Origin of the sequence: Rhodovulum sp. YNF3179 (assembly GCF_050586465.1) — a bacterium.
Taxonomy (GTDB): domain Bacteria; phylum Pseudomonadota; class Alphaproteobacteria; order Rhodobacterales; family Rhodobacteraceae; genus CAJXYS01.
In genome coordinates this window covers 370995-388544 of sequence record NZ_JBOCEG010000005.1, presented here as the reverse complement: position 1 = coordinate 388544, position 17550 = coordinate 370995, and the positions used below count along the sequence as shown (strand labels likewise).

16 protein-coding genes are annotated in these 17550 nt (G+C 67.8%); 7 read left to right on the top strand and 9 right to left on the bottom strand.

Going from position 1 to position 17550, the window contains the following annotated elements; genetic code table 11:
• Window positions 1-20 precede the first annotated feature (20 nt).
• Complete coding sequence (locus tag ACQ5SP_RS11585) at window positions 21-1376, top strand: mechanosensitive ion channel domain-containing protein (protein ID WP_430938527.1); 1356 nt, start codon at window positions 21-23, stop codon at window positions 1374-1376.
• A 118-nt stretch (window positions 1377-1494) separates the two neighbouring features.
• Window positions 1495-1914, top strand: coding sequence for a universal stress protein (locus ACQ5SP_RS11580; protein ID WP_430938526.1), 420 nt, complete (start codon window positions 1495-1497; stop codon window positions 1912-1914).
• 27 nt (window positions 1915-1941) lie between these two features.
• On the opposite strand, the gene ACQ5SP_RS11575 is transcribed toward ACQ5SP_RS11580, so the two are convergent.
• Window positions 1942-2937 carry an asparaginase gene (locus ACQ5SP_RS11575; RefSeq protein ID WP_430938525.1) on the bottom strand — a complete coding sequence of 332 codons (996 nt, stop codon included), beginning with the start codon at window positions 2935-2937 and terminating at the stop codon, window positions 1942-1944.
• A 181-nt stretch (window positions 2938-3118) separates the two neighbouring features.
• On the opposite strand from ACQ5SP_RS11575, the gene ACQ5SP_RS11570 reads away from it, so the two are divergent.
• From ACQ5SP_RS11570 to ACQ5SP_RS11560, 3 genes are all read left to right on the top strand, one after another.
• Complete coding sequence (locus ACQ5SP_RS11570; protein ID WP_430938524.1) at window positions 3119-3649, top strand: invasion associated locus B family protein; 531 nt, start codon at window positions 3119-3121, stop codon at window positions 3647-3649.
• Between the two features lie 91 nt (window positions 3650-3740).
• Entirely contained in the window at window positions 3741-4922 is a 1182-nt protein-coding gene (gene rlmN / locus ACQ5SP_RS11565) for a 23S rRNA (adenine(2503)-C(2))-methyltransferase RlmN (protein ID WP_430938523.1), read from the top strand.
• 77 nt (window positions 4923-4999) lie between these two features.
• Window positions 5000-5497, top strand: a complete 498-nt coding sequence (locus tag ACQ5SP_RS11560; RefSeq protein ID WP_430938522.1) for a L,D-transpeptidase family protein — start codon at window positions 5000-5002, stop codon at window positions 5495-5497.
• A gap of 25 nt (window positions 5498-5522) precedes the next feature.
• On the opposite strand, the gene ACQ5SP_RS11555 is transcribed toward ACQ5SP_RS11560, so the two are convergent.
• Window positions 5523-6074: a CAP domain-containing protein gene (locus ACQ5SP_RS11555; RefSeq protein WP_430938521.1), complete on the bottom strand. Its 552-nt coding sequence runs from the start codon at window positions 6072-6074 to the stop codon at window positions 5523-5525.
• A gap of 164 nt (window positions 6075-6238) precedes the next feature.
• Between ACQ5SP_RS11555 and ACQ5SP_RS11550 the strand changes: the two genes are divergently transcribed.
• Together ACQ5SP_RS11550 and ACQ5SP_RS11545 are read left to right on the top strand one after the other, a co-directional pair.
• Window positions 6239-6823 (top strand): L,D-transpeptidase, encoded by a 585-nt coding sequence (locus tag ACQ5SP_RS11550; RefSeq protein WP_430938520.1) that lies wholly within the window; start codon window positions 6239-6241, stop codon window positions 6821-6823.
• Window positions 6824-6982: 159 nt separating this feature from the next.
• Window positions 6983-7168, top strand: coding sequence for a hypothetical protein (locus ACQ5SP_RS11545; protein ID WP_430938519.1), 186 nt, complete (start codon window positions 6983-6985; stop codon window positions 7166-7168).
• A 64-nt stretch (window positions 7169-7232) separates the two neighbouring features.
• Here ACQ5SP_RS11545 and ACQ5SP_RS11540 read toward each other — a convergent pair whose 3' ends face one another.
• The 7 genes from ACQ5SP_RS11540 to ACQ5SP_RS11510 all read right to left on the bottom strand — a co-directional run bounded on the left by ACQ5SP_RS11540 (window position 7233) and on the right by ACQ5SP_RS11510 (window position 17457).
• Window positions 7233-8111 carry an SDR family oxidoreductase gene (locus ACQ5SP_RS11540; protein ID WP_430938518.1) on the bottom strand — a complete coding sequence of 293 codons (879 nt, stop codon included), beginning with the start codon at window positions 8109-8111 and terminating at the stop codon, window positions 7233-7235.
• Window positions 8108-9139, bottom strand: a complete 1032-nt coding sequence (queG, locus tag ACQ5SP_RS11535; RefSeq protein WP_430938546.1) for a tRNA epoxyqueuosine(34) reductase QueG — start codon at window positions 9137-9139, stop codon at window positions 8108-8110. Before queG ends, ACQ5SP_RS11540 begins: the two co-directional genes overlap by 4 nt.
• Window positions 9140-9219: 80 nt before the next feature.
• Window positions 9220-9885 carry a glutathione S-transferase family protein gene (locus tag ACQ5SP_RS11530; RefSeq protein ID WP_430938517.1) on the bottom strand — a complete coding sequence of 222 codons (666 nt, stop codon included), beginning with the start codon at window positions 9883-9885 and terminating at the stop codon, window positions 9220-9222.
• Between the two features lie 60 nt (window positions 9886-9945).
• Window positions 9946-10707 carry a monofunctional biosynthetic peptidoglycan transglycosylase gene (gene mtgA / locus ACQ5SP_RS11525; protein ID WP_430938516.1) on the bottom strand — a complete coding sequence of 254 codons (762 nt, stop codon included), beginning with the start codon at window positions 10705-10707 and terminating at the stop codon, window positions 9946-9948.
• A gap of 33 nt (window positions 10708-10740) precedes the next feature.
• Window positions 10741-11274, bottom strand: a complete 534-nt coding sequence (locus ACQ5SP_RS11520) for a DUF1269 domain-containing protein (RefSeq protein ID WP_430938515.1) — start codon at window positions 11272-11274, stop codon at window positions 10741-10743.
• Between the two features lie 138 nt (window positions 11275-11412).
• The gene (gene gltB, locus ACQ5SP_RS11515) at window positions 11413-15948 is read right to left on the bottom strand and encodes a glutamate synthase large subunit (protein ID WP_430938514.1); all 4536 of its coding nucleotides are present in this window, start codon (window positions 15946-15948) and stop codon (window positions 11413-11415) included.
• A gap of 69 nt (window positions 15949-16017) precedes the next feature.
• Window positions 16018-17457, bottom strand: coding sequence for an NAD(P)-dependent oxidoreductase (locus ACQ5SP_RS11510; protein ID WP_430938513.1), 1440 nt, complete (start codon window positions 17455-17457; stop codon window positions 16018-16020).
• Window positions 17458-17550: the final 93 nt, after the last annotated feature.

Here is a 17550-nt window from a genome sequence, read left to right as displayed (position 1 = left end):
GCCCCGGAAAAGGGAACGGCATGGAGCAGATCGACCCGACCCTCGCGGAAACGGCGCTGAGCCTCTGGGAAGAGGCCAAGCTGTTTCTGAAAGGGCTTTTCCTTCCCTGGCGATTCTACCAGGTCGCGATCCTCGGCGGGATCTTCGCGGCGGCGCATGTCGCGCGCAGCCTTACCGCGCCGCGGGTCAATGACTGGCTCCGGTCGCGGGAGGGCTGGCCGCTCTGGCGCATGCGCGTCGCGGTGTTGCTGCGCCAGCGCATCCGCGTGATCGTCTTCGTGGTTGCAAGCTGGGCTGTCTACCTGGCGATGCAGCAGATGACCTGGCCCTCGCGCAGCTACCTGATCGGCATTGCCGCGACGCTGGCGACGGCCTGGCTGCTCGTCGGGCTCGCGACCAAGCTGATCCGCAATCCCCTGCTGCGGGGCGCGGTGCTCTGGGGGGCGTGGATCTACGTCACCCTCTACGTCCTGGGGCTGACCTCGGAGATCGCGGCGCTGCTCGAGAGCGCGGCCTTCACGCTGGGCGATTTCAGGTTGTCGTTGTTGACGCTTCTCAAGGCCGTGGTGGTCACGGTGCTGCTGCTGACCGGCGCCCGGCTCGTCACGCACGGGGTCGCCGCACGGGTCGAGGCCAACCGCGATTTCTCGCCCTCGATGCAGGTGCTGACGATCAAGGTGCTGCAGGTCGTGCTCTACGCCGCGGCGGTTCTGATCGGGCTGAAGGCCGTCGGCTTCGACCTGACCTCGCTCGCCGTTCTGTCCGGCGCCATCGGCGTCGGCCTGGGCTTCGGCCTGCAGAAGGTGGTCTCGAACCTCGTCTCGGGCATGATCCTGCTGCTGGACAAGTCGATCAAGCCGGGCGACGTCGTCTCGCTGGGCGAGACCTTCGGCTGGATCAACCAGATGGGCGCGCGCTATGTCTCGGTGCTGACGCGCGACGGCCGTGAATACCTGATCCCGAACGAGGACCTGATCACGAACCAGGTGGTGAACTGGTCGCATTCCAACGAGTTCGTCCGGCTCGACATCCATTTCTCCACCTCTTACGACGACGATCCGCACGCCGTGCGCCGCATCGCCATAGACGCGGCCCAGACGGTGGAGCGGGTGCTCAACCATCGCGCGCCGGTCTGTCACATCACCGAGTTCGGCGACAGCGGCGTGCATTACGTGCTGCGCTTCTGGATCGGCGACGCCACGTCGGGGCTGACCAATGTCCGGGGCGCGGTCTATCTCGCGCTCTGGGACGCGCTGAAGGACAACGGCATCTCCATCCCCTTCCCCCAGCGCGAGGTGCGGCTGCTGCCGGGCAGCACGGTCACCCTCGCCGGGTCCGGAGGCGGCGCGAATCACGCCGGGAGCGTCGCAGAGTGAAACGGAATACCCGCCGATCGGTTGTAAAATCCGGTATCGAAAGGCAGGCTATGCTTGACCTGAAGAAGCGCATGCCCTTCGGTGGGCAGCGGACGGGGAAGGAAAAAAGGAGAGGGATATGTATAACAAGATCATGGTTCCGGTCGATCTGCGGCACACGGACACCCTCGGGAAGGCGATCAAGACCGCCGTGGACATCGCCAAGGCCAACGACGCGCACATCACCTTCGTCGGGGTCACCACGTCACAGCCCTCTTCGGTGGCCCACAACCCCGAGGAATACGACACCAAGCTCAAGGCCTATGCCGACGAGCAGGGCCAGAAGCACGGCGTCACGATCTCGCACAAGTCGAAGATCAGCCACGATCCGGCGATCGACAAGGACGACCTGATGGAAGAGATCGTCGAGGGCGAGGGGTTCGACCTCGTGGTCATGGCCTCGCACATCCCCGGCTTCGCCGAACACATCTTCGCGTCGAACGCCGGTTATCTCGCCTCGCACGCGCATTGCTCGGTCTTCGTCGTCCGCGGCGAGTGACCCGGCGGGCGGGTCACCGGCGCCGCCCTAGCGCAGCGCCGGGGCCGGCCGGATCGATCCGGTTTCCATACCACGCCAGTTCACCACCGGCGCGTCCATGACCCGGCGGGTGGCCGGATGCGCGGCGTCCAGCACCCCGAGACGGCAGAGAAGGGCGGCGATGCTGCATTCGGACGCGCGGGTCGCGCCGTCTTCGATCTTCAGCGCCACGCCCAGTTTCAGGTCCGGCAGGATCGCGACATAGACGCCCTCGGCCCCGGTCTTGACCGCGGCACGCCCCGCCGCCGCGCGCATCAGTTCGGTGCAGGCCTTGCCTTCGCCGGCGACGAGCTCGGGATGGGCCGTCATCGCCCGCACGAGCCGCGCCGCCGCCCGGTCGCGACCGTCGACCGCATCCTGCGCCTGCGCCATCCGCGCCATTGCCCGGGCGAGTCCGGTCAGGGTGCAGGCGAAATTCGGCGCCGAGCAGCCGTCGAAGGCGTGCCCGGGCGAGGTTTCGCCGGTCATCGCCTCGAAGGCGGCGAGCACCGCCTTCTGAACCGGGTGGTCGGGGTCGATATATTCCGGCCCGGCCCCGAGGTGCCGCGCCAGCGTCAGGAAGCCCGCGTGTTTGCCCGAGCAGTTGTTGTGAAGCTGGCTCGGCGCGAGGCCGGCGCGGATCAGGGCGAATTTCGCCGCGCGATCCTTGGGCGGATGCGCGCCGCAGCGCAGATCGCTCTCCGACAGGCCAAGATCGTCGAGCCAGCGCGCCACGCGCTCGGTGTGGATCGCGGCCCCCTCGTGGCTGGCACAGGCAAGCGCCAGGTGTTCGTCCGTCAGCCCGGCGGCATCCGCCGCGCCGCTTTCCAACAGCGGCAGCGCCTGGAGCATCTTGCAGGACGACCGGGGCAGGATGACCTTCTCGGCATCGCCCCAGACCTCTTGGGTGTCGCCGGAGGCGTCACAGATAACGGCATGTCCGCGATGGAGCGACTCCAGAAACGGCCCGCGCCAGATTTCGGTCAGTGCTTCCGCCTCGGCCATTCCGCCCTCCTTACGGCGTCGTGATGACTCGGGCCCCGAAATTCCGCAATCCGGGGTGGAAAACAAGGGGCGGCGTAAGCTAAACTTTGCCGGTGCAGTTTTCGAGGATTGCCGCCCGCGGAGAAGGACAACACAACGGGGTGGCAGAACGAGGCAGAGGCAGCAGGAGGCTGTGGATCGCATGTTGAAATCTTTGGGCCTGGCCATCGGCGGTGCGGCGCTGGCGTTTTCGGCCATGAGTGCAGCCGCACAGGAGGAATCCGACAACAGGGTCGCCGCCAAAACGGACTGGAGCGTCTTCGTCGAGGACGACCCGACGGAATGCTGGGTCGTTTCCAGCCCGAAGGAGACCGTCAACACCAAGAACGGCCGCGTGGTCGCGGTGCGGCGCGGGGACATCCTGCTCTTCGTCTCCTACCGGCCGGGATCGGGGGTCAACGGCGAGGTGTCCTTCACGGGCGGATATCCCTTCAACGACAGCTCGACCGTCAGCCTCCAGGTCGGCGAAGACAGCTTCGAGCTTTTCACCGATGGCGAATGGGCCTGGGCCGAGAACCCGCAGGCCGACCAGCGGATCGTCACCGCGCTCAAGGGCGGGGCCGAGGCGGTGGTCACGGGGCTGTCCTCGCGCGGGACGACGACCAAGGACACCTTCTCGCTGATGGGGATCACCGCCGCGCTGGACGAGGCCGAGGCACGCTGCTCCAGTTGATCCGGCCCGCACGGGCTTGACCGGCGCCGGATGGTTCCCATCTGCACGGGAATCGTGTATCTCGGCCCCTTATCCGACCGGAGCCATTGAAATGACCGCATCTGCGCCCATCACGCAGGATCTTCTGACGATCCCGCGCAAGCTGCCCGAGGACGGCCGCACCAACCTGGTGGGCCTGACCCGCGATGGCCTGCGCGACGCCCTGATCGCCGCTGGCACGCCCGAGAAGCAGGCGAAGATGAGGACGACGCAGCTCTGGCAGTGGATCTACCAGAAGGGCGTGCGCGATTTCGCGGCGATGACGAACCTCGCCAAGGAGTATCGCGCGCTTCTGGCCGAGAATTTCACCGTCGAGATCCCCGAGATCGTGTCGCGCGACGTTTCCGCGGACGGCACGCGCAAATACCTGCTGCGTATCGCCGGCGGCCACGAGGTCGAGGCCGTCTACATCCCCGAGGAAGACCGCGGCACGCTCTGCGTTTCCAGCCAGGTGGGATGCACGCTGACCTGTTCGTTCTGCCATACCGGCACGCAGCGGCTGGTGCGCAACCTCACCGCGGGCGAGATCGTCGGGCAGGTCATGGTCGCGCGCGACGACCTGGACGACTGGCCGAAGCCGGGCGAGGGATCGGGCACCCGGCCGCGGCTGGTCTCGAACCTCGTGCTCATGGGGATGGGCGAGCCGCTCTACAATTTCGAGAACGTCCGCGACGCGATGAAGATCGCCATGGACGGCGAGGGGATCTCGCTGTCGCGCCGGCGGATCACGCTGTCGACCTCGGGCGTCGTGCCCGAGATCGCCCGCACCGCCGAGGAAATCGGCTGCATGCTGGCGGTGAGCTTCCACGCCACGACGGACGAGGTCCGCGACAGGCTGGTGCCGATCAACAAGCGCTGGAACATCGCCACGCTGCTCGACGCCCTGCGCGAGTATCCGCGGCTCTCCAACTCCGAGCGGATCACCTTCGAATACGTGATGCTCAAGGACGTGAACGACAGCGACGCCGACGCGCGGCGCCTGGTGAAGCTGATCTCCGGCATTCCCGCCAAGATCAACCTGATCCCCTTCAACGAATGGCCGGGCGCGCCCTATGAGCGTTCCGACTGGGACCGGATCGAGGCCTTCGCCGACATCGTCTACAAGGCCGGCTATGCCAGCCCGATCCGCACGCCGCGGGGCGAGGATATCATGGCCGCCTGCGGCCAGCTCAAATCCGCGACCGAACGCGCCCGCAAGAGCCGCGCGCAAATCGCCGCCGAAGCCGGGCTCTGACCGCGACGGGGGATTCCCGGACGGGCCGGTTCGCGCTATACTGGCGCAAAACCAAGACAGGCCCGGGCAGGTCCACCATGCGGTATCTCGGCATTGCGCTCGCGCTGGCGGCGCTTCTCTTCACGGCGGGCTGCGCCAGCAAGTTCCGGACCTATGACGGGCCCGAGGTGACCCGCGTTACGGTCCACAAGGACGCGCGGCGCATGTTTCTCTGGCATCACGACCGGCCACTGGCCGGCTACGAGATCGATCTCGGCTTCGCGCCCGAGGGCCACAAGCGGTTCGAGGGCGACGGCCGCACGCCCGAGGGGCGCTACGTCATCGACCGGCGCAACCCGAACTCGAATTTCCATCTCTCGATCGGGATATCCTACCCCAACGAGAACGACCGTGCCTTCGCGCGCAAGTCGGGAAAGGATCCCGGCGGCGACATCTTCATTCACGGCAAGGGGAAATGGCGCCGCGCGTCCAACAGCCCCGACTGGACGGCGGGCTGCATCGCGGTCACCAACCGCGAGATCGAGGATATCTACGCCATGGTGCGCAACGGAACGGTGATCGACATCTATCCCTGACCGGCCCGGGCCAGAGGGCGCGCGATCACGACGCGTCAGCCACCTGCTGTGCGTCCTGCCCCGGCGCACCGGTGACCAGCGTCCACCAGATCTTGCCGTTGGGCTCCTGGAACCAGTCGAAACCCAGGTCGCGGGCCGCGGGGTCGAGGATCACGTCGCGGGTATCGGGCTTGTCCATCCAGGCCGCCAGCGTCTGGATGTCGTTTTCGTAGGTCTCCGAGATGTTCTCGCCCAGAAGCGCGCCCGGGTAACCGGCGCGCGCCGCCCGGTCGATGGGCGAGGACCCGTCGGATCCGAAATGCCACGGCCGGTTCTGCACCGACATGTCGCGCGCATGGGTCGCCGCGGCGGCGTTCAGCCGCTCGTCGTAGTCGAGCATCGGCAGGCCCCGCATGGCGCGAAGCGTGTTGATCGAGTCGAGCATCCGGAACTTGATCGGCGCGACGTCGCCGGCGCTGATGCGAAAGACCGTCGGCAGCGGCTCCCCGTCGGGACCCAGCCGCGGACCGGCGGCCGGCTGGCCGCAGGCGGCGAGCGCCAGCAACGCCGGGAAAAGCGCCAGGTAAAAACGTCGCATCGCACGCCTCCGAACATCCTGTGTCCCGCAGACCTAGCGGGATACGTGACCCTGTTCAAACACCGAGCGGCCGCAATTGGCAAGATCAAGCCGGTTTGAATTGCGACTGCGGCGTTTCGGACATAAATTGGCACAGGATATTGATCGGATACGGAGACACCCCGATGACACGCAAGATGCCGACCCTGACCCGGCGCGCCTTCGCCGGCGGCCTTGCGGCCGGCCTCGCGACGCCTGCCCTTGCCACGGGCGAGGCGCAGATCGAGCCCGACATCTCCAACACGGTGCGCCGGAACGTCTCGAGTTTCCGCACCTATGACTGGAAACCCTTCTTCTCGAGCCTCGACAACGGTGCGATCCTCGTCGATACGACCTCGCGGGCGCTGCACTACTGGTCCGAGGACGAGAGCGTCTACAAGCTCTACCCGACGAGCGTGCCGCTCTCCGAGGACCTCACCCGGCTCGGGCGCACCCGCGTCGTGCGCAAGGTGGAAGGCCCCGACTGGCGCCCGACCCCCTCGATGAAGGAGCGTAACCCGGAATGGCCCGATTACGTGCCGCCGGGCCCGGACAACCCGCTCGGGACGCATGCGCTCTACCTGTCCTGGACCTATTACAGGATCCACGGCACCCATGACACGCGCAAGATCGGCCGGAAATCGTCGAACGGGTGCATCGGACTTTACAACGAACACATCGCCCAGCTCTTCAGCCTCTCGACGGTCGGCACCCAAGTGTTGCTGATTTGACCACACCGACCGGTTCAAGGGCCCGATGTGACGCTGTTTGCATTGCATTTTCATGCTCTTGCTGGTTTATCCGCCTTGTGAACTGATGTAACGGGCGCTTGCCGCCGCAATAATTGACCCGTTTACCCGGGCAGGTGGCAGGAAATACTGGAGGAAGTAATGAAACGTATCGCACTCGCTGCTGCTTTTTCGCTGGCCGCCACCTCGGCTTTCGCCGGCAACATGGCCGAGCCGGTGATGGAGCCGGAAGTCATCGTCGAGGACACCGCGACGTCCGACGGCGGCATCCTGGTTCCGCTGCTGGCCATCATCCTGATCGGTGCGGCGATCGCCGGCGCCGACTGATCCGGAACGCACCGGACGACAGGACTGCGAAAGGGGCGGTGTCCATCGGGCGCCGCCCCTTTTCTCATGCGCCGGTCCCGCCCGTCTCCTCGGCGAGGACCGCGCGCAGACCGCTCGGGTAATCGGGGTAGCGCAGGCGCAGCCCGAGGGCGCGTTTCACGTAATCGTTCCGAACGCGCTTGGACTCGGCGTAGAAACTGCGCGCCATCTCCGACATCTGCGCCGCCTCGAAGGGCACCGCCTCGGGCACCGGCACGCCCAGCAGCTCCGCCGCGCAGGCGATCACGTCCTCCGGCGGGGCCGGCGCATCGTCGCAGAGATTGTAGACCGCGCCCGGGTCCGGACGCGCCATCGAGGCCCTGAGCGCCTGCGCGATATCGGCCACGTGGATCCGGCTGAACACCTGGCCCGGCTTCACGATGCGCCGCGCCGTCCCGGCGCGAAGCTTGGAGAACGGACCGCGCCCGGGCCCGTAGATGCCGGCCAGCCGGAAGATATGCAGCGGCAAGCGGCTCTCCCGCGCCAGGGCGGTCCACTGATCCTCCGCCAGCACGCGGCGGCGGCCGCGCTCGGTCGTGGGCCGGCGCGGCGTGGTCTCGTCCACCCAGCCACCCGCGTGATCGCCATAGACGCCGGTCGTCGAAAGATAGCCCGCCCAGCGCAGCCGCGGGGCCGCGGTGGCGATTTCCGCGCCGATCTCGCGCAGGATCGGGTCGCCATCGGCATCCGGCGCGACCGAACTCAGCAGGTGATCCGCGGCGGCCAGCGCCGGGGCGATATCGGATCCCGGCCAGATCAGCGCCTCGACGCCCGCCGCGCGCAGCGCCTCCGCCTTCTCGGCAGAGCGGGTGGTGCCGATCACGCGCCATCCCTCGGCGATCAGATCGCGCCCCAGCCAGCGCGCGGAATAGCCGTGCCCGATGCTCAGCAGCGTGCCTGTCATGCCCGTCCTTTCAGTCGTTCCAGCGCCCAGCGCGCGGCATCGGCCACCGCGGGGTCGGGATCGTCGGTCAGCCCCTCCACCGCCGGGATATGGGCCGGATCGCCCCCGTTTCCAATCGCGTAGAGTACGTTGCGCACGAACCGGTCGCGGCCGATCCGCTTGATGGGCGAGCCCGAGAACTTGGCCCGGAACCCCGTATCGTCCAGCGTCACGAGATCGGCCAGCCGCGGCGCGGCCAGGTCGTCGCGCGCGGCATAGCGCTGGTCGGCCGCCGCGACCGCGAACTTGTTCCACGGGCAGACCGCGAGACAGTCGTCACAGCCGTAGATCCGGTTGCCGAGCTTCGGCCGCAGCTCCGGGTCCACCGGCCCCTTGTGCTCGATGGTGAGATAGGAAATGCAGCGCCGCGCATCGAGCTGGAAGGGCGCCGGGAAGGCATCGGTCGGACAGATGTCCAGGCAGCGCGTGCACTGCCCGCAATGCTCGCCCCCCGGCGCATCGCGCGGCAGGTCCAGCGTGGTGAAGATCGCGCCGAGGAAGATCCAGTTGCCAAGCGCGCGGCCCAGCAGGTTGGTGTGCTTGCCCTGCCAGCCGATCCCGGCGGCCTCGGCCAACGGCTTCTCCATCACCGGGGCCGTGTCGACGAACACCTTGATCTCGGCACCCGGCGCCGCGGCGATCAGCCAGCGGCCCAGCCGCTTCAGCCGCTTCTTGACGATGTCGTGGTAGTCGCGGTTCTGCGCGTAGACGCTGATCGCCGCCCGGTCCGGCCGCTCCAGCACCGCCATCGGGTCATGGTCCGGCGTGTAGCTCTCGGCCAGCATCACGACCGACCGCGCCGCGGGCCAGAGCGCCTGCGGATCGCCGCGCCAGGTCATGCGCTCTTCCATCCAGCGCATCTGTCCGTGCCGGCCATCCGCCACGAAACGCCCGAGCCGCCCGGCGGCCTCGGGGATCGCGTCGGGCCCGGTGATGCCGCAGGCGGCGAATCCTTCGACCCGCGCCTGCGCCTTGAGCCGGCGGGCCAGCGCCGCCGCTTCATCGTTCCCGAAATATCCTCGGGGGGTGCGGGGGGCAGACGGCCCCCCGCCGTCTCCGCCCCGGCGGGTCAAAAATCCAGGTCCGCGTAGTGCGGCGGCGGGGGAAAACCGGGGATCTGGTCGGCCAGGATCGACCGGAAGGCCGGGCGCGACTTGATCTTCGCGTACCAGTCCTTGACGGCCTCGTTCCGGTGCCAGTCCACGTCCGAGATGTAGTCGAGACAGGAAAGATGCGCCGCCGCCGCGAAATCCGCCAGCGTCATCCGGTCCCCGGCCAGCCAGCGGCGATGATCGAGCAGCCAGGCCATGTAATCGAGGTGAAACTTGATCTTCTGCGCGCCCGCCTTGACGTTCTTGGACTCCGGGTAGCCCAGCCCCATGACCTTCTTGTTGACCCGCTCGTAGAGGAGGTTCTTCGTGACCTCCTGGTGAAACTTGTCGTCGAACCAGCACACCAGCCGCCGCGCCTCGGCCCGCTCGGCCGGGCGCGCGGGCAGCAGCGCCGGCTCGGGATGGGTTTCCTCGAGATATTCGCAGATCGCCGTGCTCTCGCCCAGGGTCAGGCCGTTCTCGCGCAGCACCGGCACCTTTCCCGCCGGGTTCATCCGCAGGAAATCCGCCCGTCCCTCCCAGTAGCGTTCCTCGACGAGTTCGACCTCGAGCCTCTTCTCGGCAAGGACCAGCCGCACCTTGCGGCAGAACGGCGACAACGGGCTGTGATACAGGCGGATCATGGGCGGGAAATCCGGTTTTCGTGAATTGCCTTATCTCTTCGCAGGTTCGCCGGGGTCATTTCAACTCCGGAAACAGGCATCGCGGCCGTCGGCCGCTATGGTGGCCGCGCCTGCGCGGATCGCCGCCGCCCGCCGCTGCATCCAGGCCGAGGGCCGCACCACGGATCGCTTCTGGGGCGCGGGCAGCGCCGCGGCCAGCAGCGCGGACTGCGCCGGCGTCAGTTTCGCGGCAGGGACCCCGAAGTGATGCTGCGCGGCCGCCTCGGCCCCGAAGACGCCGGTGTCGAACTCTGCCACGTTGAGATAGATCTCGAGCATGCGGCGCTTGGGCCAGGCGGCCTCGGCCAGCGGCGTGATCGCGGCCTCCAGCGCCTTGCGCGGCCAGCTGCGCCCCTGCCAGAGGAAGACGTTCTTGACGGTCTGCTGGCTGATGGTCGAGGCCCCGCGCGACGCGCCGTCCTCTATCGCGGCGCGGATCGCGCCCATGTCGAACCCCCAGTGGCGGCAGAAATTGGCGTCCTCGGCCGCGACCACGGCGCGGGCCAGGTGCGGCGAGATCGCCGGCATCGCGACCCATTGCCGGTCGATCCCGTCAAGCCGCGCCGCCTCCATCCGCATGTAGATGCCCTGCGGGGGCGCCACGAAGCGGAACGCGACAAGCGCCGCCGCCAGCAGCACCAGCACGCCGGCCAGCCCGCGCAGGCCCCAACGCCAGGCCCGGCGCAGAAGACCGTCGCCGCGCGCGGGCGCGGGCGCGCGCGACGCGCGGCGGGCCGGCGACTTCCGGGCGGTCTTCCTGGGGCGGGATCCGGTTTTCGACACGCGCGCACTCTAGCCACGAGGCGGCGGCGGAGGTCAAGCACCTGCCGCGGGATCGCGCGCGATATCGCGGGCCAGCTCCTCGCCCTCGACCAGCCGGCGCAGTCGTCCCGCGTCCTCGGGGGCCAGCGGCGCCCGGATGACGTGGCCGGTTTCGTGGAAGCCGCGCAGCCGCTCGAGCATCTCGTCGACCGAGACGTCGCGGACCATCACGCAGACGGCGGCACTGCCCGGCATAAGGGTGCGGCCCAGCTCTTCGAGGAAGGCATCCTCGATCCCGATCGCGCTGTCGAGCCCGGTGAGGGCCCCGGCGGCGGCGCCCACCGCGGCGCCGGCGACCGGAACCGTGAAGACGGCGCCGAGCACGAGTCCCCAGATCCCGCCGCCGACGGCGCGGGCCGGCACCTGTGCCTTGGACGCTCCGAAACGGATCCCGCCATCGCCGTCGCGGACGACCAGCTCGAGGTCGGCAAGATCCATGACGTGGTCCGCCCCCATCCGCGCCACGGCGGCATGCATCGCGCGGGCGGTGTCTTGATCGTCGAAGACGATAACGAGCAGGTCCGACATGTCGGTCTCCGCGGGTCGGGGTCGGGCGATCAACGTCCCGGGATCGCCCCGGTTCCGTCCGGAACCCGAAACGGCGAAGGGGCGCGGACCGGCCGCGCCCCTCCCCCGTCTGGTCCTGCCATGGCCCCGCGGGTCGCGTCAGGCGCGCTCCTCGGCCGCGCCCGCCTCGAGCGGGTGCGAGAGATGCGGCAGCATTTCCTTGGGACAGATTTGCAGGAACTTGTCCTTCTCCAGGTCCCAGTGCTGCAGGATATCGGCCGCCTTGCGGCTGCGCGTTTCGGCGGCGTGCTCCTCGATCAGGCCTTTCATCTCGGCCTCCCAGTGATCGACCGTGACCGGGCACATCACCACGGTCTCGGGATTGATCAGGCTGCGGGCAATGCCCTCGGGATCGTAGAGATAGGCCATGCCCCCGGTCATGCCGGCCGCGAAATTGGCGCCGATCTCGCCGAGGATGACGGCGACGCCGCCGGTCATGTATTCGCAGCCGTTCGACCCGCAGCCCTCGATCACGACATGGGCGCCGGAGTTCCGCACCGCGAAGCGTTCCCCCGCGCGGCCCGCGGCGAAGAGCTTGCCCGCCGTGGCGCCGTAGAGGACCGTGTTGCCGATGATCGTGTTCTCGGCCGCGGTCAGCGGGCTGGCCAGCGGCGGGCGCACGACGATCCGCCCGCCGGAAAGCCCCTTGCCGACATAGTCGTTGGCATCGCCCGACACCTCGAGCTTCAGCCCCGGCGCGAGGAAGGCGCCCAGCGACTGGCCGGCCGAGCCGGTCAGCTTCACCGTCAGGTGATCGGGCTGAAGGCTGTTGTTCATGCCGAAGCGTTGCACGAGATGGCTCGAGGCCCGCGTGCCGATGGTGCGGTCCGTGTTCCGAACCGCGTAGGAGAGCTGCATCTTCTCGCCCTCCTTGAAGAACGGCTCGGCGTCGCGGACGATCTCGGCATCCAGCGTGTCGGGCACGCTGTTGCGGGGCTTGGTCCGATCGTAGGTGACGCGGTCCGCGGCATCGACCGTGATCAGCAACGGGTTGAGATCCAGGTCGTCGAGATGCGCGGAGCCGCGGCTGACCTGGGTCAGCAGGTCGGCCCGGCCGATCACCTCGTCCAGCGAGCGCGCGCCGATGGAGGCGAGGATCTCGCGGACTTCCTGGGCGTAGAAGGTGATCAGGTTCACCACCTTGTCCGCCGTGCCGGTGAACTTGGCGCGCAGGCTTTCATCCTGGGTGCAGACGCCCACCGGGCAGGTGTTCGACTGGCACTGGCGCACCATGATGCAGCCCATGGCGATCAGCGCCGCGGTGCCGATGCCGTATTCCTCGGCCCCCATCAGCGCGGCGACGACGATGTCGCGACCGGTGCGCAGGCCGCCATCGGTGCGCAGCGTGACCCGGTCACGCAGGTTGTTCATCGCCAGCACCTGGTGCGCCTCGGTGATGCCCATCTCCCAGGGCAGGCCCGCGTACTTGATCGAGGTCGCGGGCGAAGCGCCGGTGCCGCCGTTGTGACCCGAGATCAGGATCACGTCGGCCTTGGCCTTGGCGACGCCGGCCGCGATCGTGCCGACACCCGACTGCGCCACCAGCTTCACCGTCACCTTGGCGCGCGGGTTGATCTGCTTGAGATCGTAGATCAGCTGCGCGAGATCCTCGATCGAGTAGATGTCGTGATGCGGCGGCGGCGAGATCAGCGTCACCCCGGGGGTGGAGTGGCGCAGCTTGGCGATCAGCTCGGTCACCTTCATGCCGGGCAGCTGGCCGCCCTCGCCGGGCTTGGCGCCCTGGGCGACCTTGATCTCCAGTTCCTCGCACTGGTTGAGGTATTCCGCCGTCACCCCGAAGCGGCCCGACGCGACCTGCTTGATCTTGGCGCTGGCGTTGTCGCCGTTCGGCATCGGGTGGAAATGCTTCGGGTCCTCGCCGCCCTCGCCCGAGTCGGACTTGGCGCCGATCCGGTTCATGGCGATGTTCAGCGTCTTGTGCGCCTCGGGGCTGAGCGCGCCCAGCGACATCCCCGGCGTGACGAACCGCTTGCGGATCGAGGTGATGGATTCCACCTCCTCGATCGGAACGGGCTTGCCGAAGGGCTTGATGTCCAGCAGGTCGCGCAGGTGGATCGGCGGATTGGCCGACAGCGCCTTGGAATACTGCTTCCAGAGATCGTAGCTCGCCCGGTCGCAGGCCGCCTGCAGCATGTGCATGGTCTGTGCGCCCCAGGCGTGCTTTTCGCCCTTGGTGCGCGCCTTGTAAAAGCCGCCGATGGGCAGCACGTCGGCGCCGCCGTGCCAGCCGCGCGCGTGAACGTCCACCAGCTTGCGCTGGATGCCGCTGACGCCGATGCCGGAAATCCGGCTCGGCATCCCCGGGAAGAATTCCGCGACCATGGAGCGCGACAGGCCCACGGCCTCGAAGTTGAGACCGCCGCGATAGGAGGAGATCACCGAAATGCCCATCTTCGACATGATCTTCAGCAGGCCCTGGTCGATGGCGGCGCGGTAGCGCGCCATGTTCTCGGTGAGCGTGCCGTCGAGCAGGCCGCGCTCGATCCGGTCGGCGATGCTGTCCTGCGCGAGGTAGGCGTTCACGGTGGTGGCACCGCAGCCGACCAGAACCGCGAAGTAATGCGGGTCGATGCATTCGGCGGACCGGACGTTGAGGCTGGTGAAGGTTCGCAGGCCCTTGCGCGTCAGCCAGCTATGAACCGCGCTGGTGGCCAGGATCATCGGCATCGCGACCTTCTCGGGGCCCTGGTACTCGTCGGTCAGGATGAGATGGCCGGCACCCGACCGCACGGCGTCTTCCGCCTCGGCGCGCACGCGGTCCAGCGCCACCTGCAGCGCGCCTTCGCCGCCATCGGCGGGGAAGCTGCAGTCGATCTCGACGACCGAACCGCCGAAATGCCTCACCATCTCGGCGAACTGGGCGTTGCCGACGAAGGGGCTGTCCAGAACCAGGATCTCGGTCTGGCTCGAATCCTCGTCCAGCACGTTCTTGAGGTTGCCGAAGCGGGTCTTGAGGCTCATCACCCGGTATTCCCGCAGCGAGTCGATCGGCGGGTTGGTCACCTGGCTGAAATTCTGCCGGAAATAATGCGAAAGCGGGCGGTACATTTCCGACAGCACGGCCGATGGCGTGTCGTCGCCCATCGAGGCCACGGCTTCCTTGCCGTCCTCGGCCATGGGGGCGAGGATCGACTCGAGCTCTTCGAGAGAATAGCCGGCCGCGATCTGGCGCTTGCGCAGTTCCGTCCCGCTGTGGATCGCGGTTTCGGTCATGCCGTCGGTCTCTTCCTCGAGATCGACGATCTTGCCAACCCATTCGCCGAAGGGCTGCGCGGCCGCCAGCTGATCCTTGAGTTCCGTGTCGTGGTAGAGCCGCCCCGCCCCCATGTCGACGGCGACCATCTGGCCGGGGCCCAGCGCGCCCTTCTCGACCACGGCGGATTCGTCGGTCGGCACCATGCCCGCCTCGGAGCCCGCGATCATCAGCCCGTCGCCGGTGACCACGTAGCGCATCGGGCGCAGGCCGTTCCGGTCAAGCCCGGCACAGACCCAGCGCCCGTCGGTCATGGCCAGCGCCGCGGGGCCGTCCCAGGGCTCCATCACGGCGTTGCAGTAGTTGTACATGTCGCGCCACGCCTGCGGCATGGCGTCGGCGGTCTTGGACCAGGCCTCGGGAATCAGCATGGTCTTGGCCATCGGCGCATTGCGCCCGGCGCGAACCATCACCTCGAAGACCGCGTCCAGCGCGGCCGAGTCCGACGAGCCGTTGGCCACGATCGGCTTGATGTCCTCGGCATGGTCACCGAAGGTGTTGGACGCCATCCGGATCTCGTGGCTCTTCATCCAGTTCAGGTTGCCCTTCAGCGTATTGATCTCGCCGTTATGGGCGAGCATGCGGAAGGGTTGCGCCAGCCACCATTGCGGGAAGGTGTTGGTGGAGTAGCGCTGATGGTAGATGGCGAAGGCGCTCTCGAAACGCTCATCCTTGAGATCGGGATAGAACTCGGCCACCTGCTCGGCCAGCATCATGCCCTTGTAGATGATCGACCGGCAGGACAGCGACGCGATATAGAGCCCCGGCACCAGTGCGACCGCGGCGGCTTTCTCGATGCGGCGGCGGATGACGTAGAGCTCGCGCTCGAAGGTTTCCTCGTCCACGCCCTTCGCGTTGGAAATCAGGATCTGCTCGATCTCGGGACGGGTGGCGTTGGCCTTCTCGCCCAGCACCTCGATGTTCACCGGGACGTGACGCCAGCCATAGATCGAGTAGCCCATCCGTAGAACCTCGGACTCGACGATCGTCCGGCAGGTTTCCTGGGCGCCGAAATCGGTGCGGGGCAGAAAGACCTGGCCCACCGCCATGAGTTCGTCGCGGCGGGGCTCGTGGCCGGTGCGCTTGATCTGGTCGTAGAAGAACGGGACGGGGATCTGAACGTGGATGCCGGCCCCGTCGCCGGTCTTGCCATCCGCATCCACCGCGCCGCGGTGCCAGACCGCCTTGAGCGCGTCGATGCCGTTCTCCACGACCTTGCGGCTCGGCTTGCCGTCGATGGACACCACCAGCCCGACCCCGCAGGAGGCATGCTCGTCCTCGGGCCGGTAGAGCCCGTTTTCGGCCATGAAGGCGCGCTTGGCTTCTTCCTGGGCTACCCAGTTGGCGTCGTATTCGGTCATTCTTCCACCCTTTCGGTGTCGTCGGGGTCACGGACCCCGGTCATGCTGTCATTGCCGGATTGGGCCGGATTACTCTGCGGCGACGGGGGCGGCGGCGGCCGCGAACCGGTCGAGGATCGCGTCGGCGGCCTCGCGGCCGTCGCGGATCGCCCAGACCACGAGGCTCGCGCCGCGCACGACGTCGCCGACGGCGTAGACGCCGCCCAGGCTGGTCTCATGCGTGCGGAAATCCGCCTTAATCGTGCCCCAGCGGGTCACCTCCAGCCCGTCGACGCCCCAGAGCTTCGGCAGCTCTTCGGGCTCGAAGCCCAGCGCCTTGATCACAAGATCCGCATCCTCGGTGTAGTCGGCGCCCTCGATTTCCTCGGGGCTCTGGCGGCCGGTCTGGTCGGGCTGGCCCAGCCGCATCTGGGCAACCTTCACGCCGGTGACATGCGCCGAGCCGGTGAAGCCCTTGGGCGCCGTCAGCCAGACGAATTCCACGCCCTCTTCCTCGGCGTTGGCGACCTCACGCTGCGAGCCGGGCATGTTGGTCCTGTCGCGGCGGTAGAGGCATTTCACGCTTTCGGCGCCCTGGCGGACGGCCGTGCGCACGCAGTCCATCGCCGTGTCGCCGCCGCCGATCACCACGACGCGCTTGCCCGCGGCGTTGAGCGCGCCGGACTCGAATTCCGGCACGTCGTCGCCGAAGCCGACGCGGTTCGACGCGGTCAGGTAGTCGATGGCCCGCACGATGTTGTCGAGCCCGGCGCCCGGACCGCCCAGGTCGCGCGACTTGTAGACGCCGGTCGCGATCAGCACGGCGTCATGTTTTTCGCGGATCTCGTCGAAGCTGATGTCCGTGCCGACATCGCAGTTCAGGACGAAGGTCACGCCGCCCGACTCGAGCTGGTCGTTACGGCGCATGACCACGTCCTTTTCCAGCTTGAAGCCGGGGATGCCGTAGGTCATCAGCCCGCCCGCGCGGTCGTAGCGGTCATAGACCGTGACCTGGACGCCGGCCCGGCGCAGCCGATCGGCCGCGGCCAGCCCGCCCGGCCCGGCGCCGATGATCGCGACGCTTTCCTCGCGCTCGGTCTCCGGCGCGATCGCCTTGACCCAGCCGCGTTCCCAGGCCGTGTCGGTGATGTATTTCTCGACCTGTCCGATGGTGACCGTCCCGTGGCCCGACTGCTCGATCACGCAATTGCCCTCGCAGAGCCGGTCCTGCGGACAGATACGCCCGCAGATCTCGGGGAAGGTGTTGGTGGCCTGGCTGACCTCGTAGGCCTCCTCGAGCCGGCCCTCCGCGGTCAGGCGCAGCCAGTCCGGGATATTGTTGTGCAGCGGGCAATGCGACTGGCAATACGGCACGCCGCACTGGCTGCAGCGCCCGGCCTGTTCCGCGGCCTTCTGGTCGGCATATTCCGCGTAGATCTCGTGGAAATCCCTGGCGCGCAGATCGGGCGGACGCTTTTCGGGCATCTCCTTTTCCACGGTCACGAATTTCAGCATCGGCTGCTTGGCCATGTTGGTGGCTCCTTCCACGGATGGTCTGGCTCGGGCGCGTATGTCTACAGCGGTCCCGGCCCAAATAAAAGGCAGCGCTACTGACCTAATAAG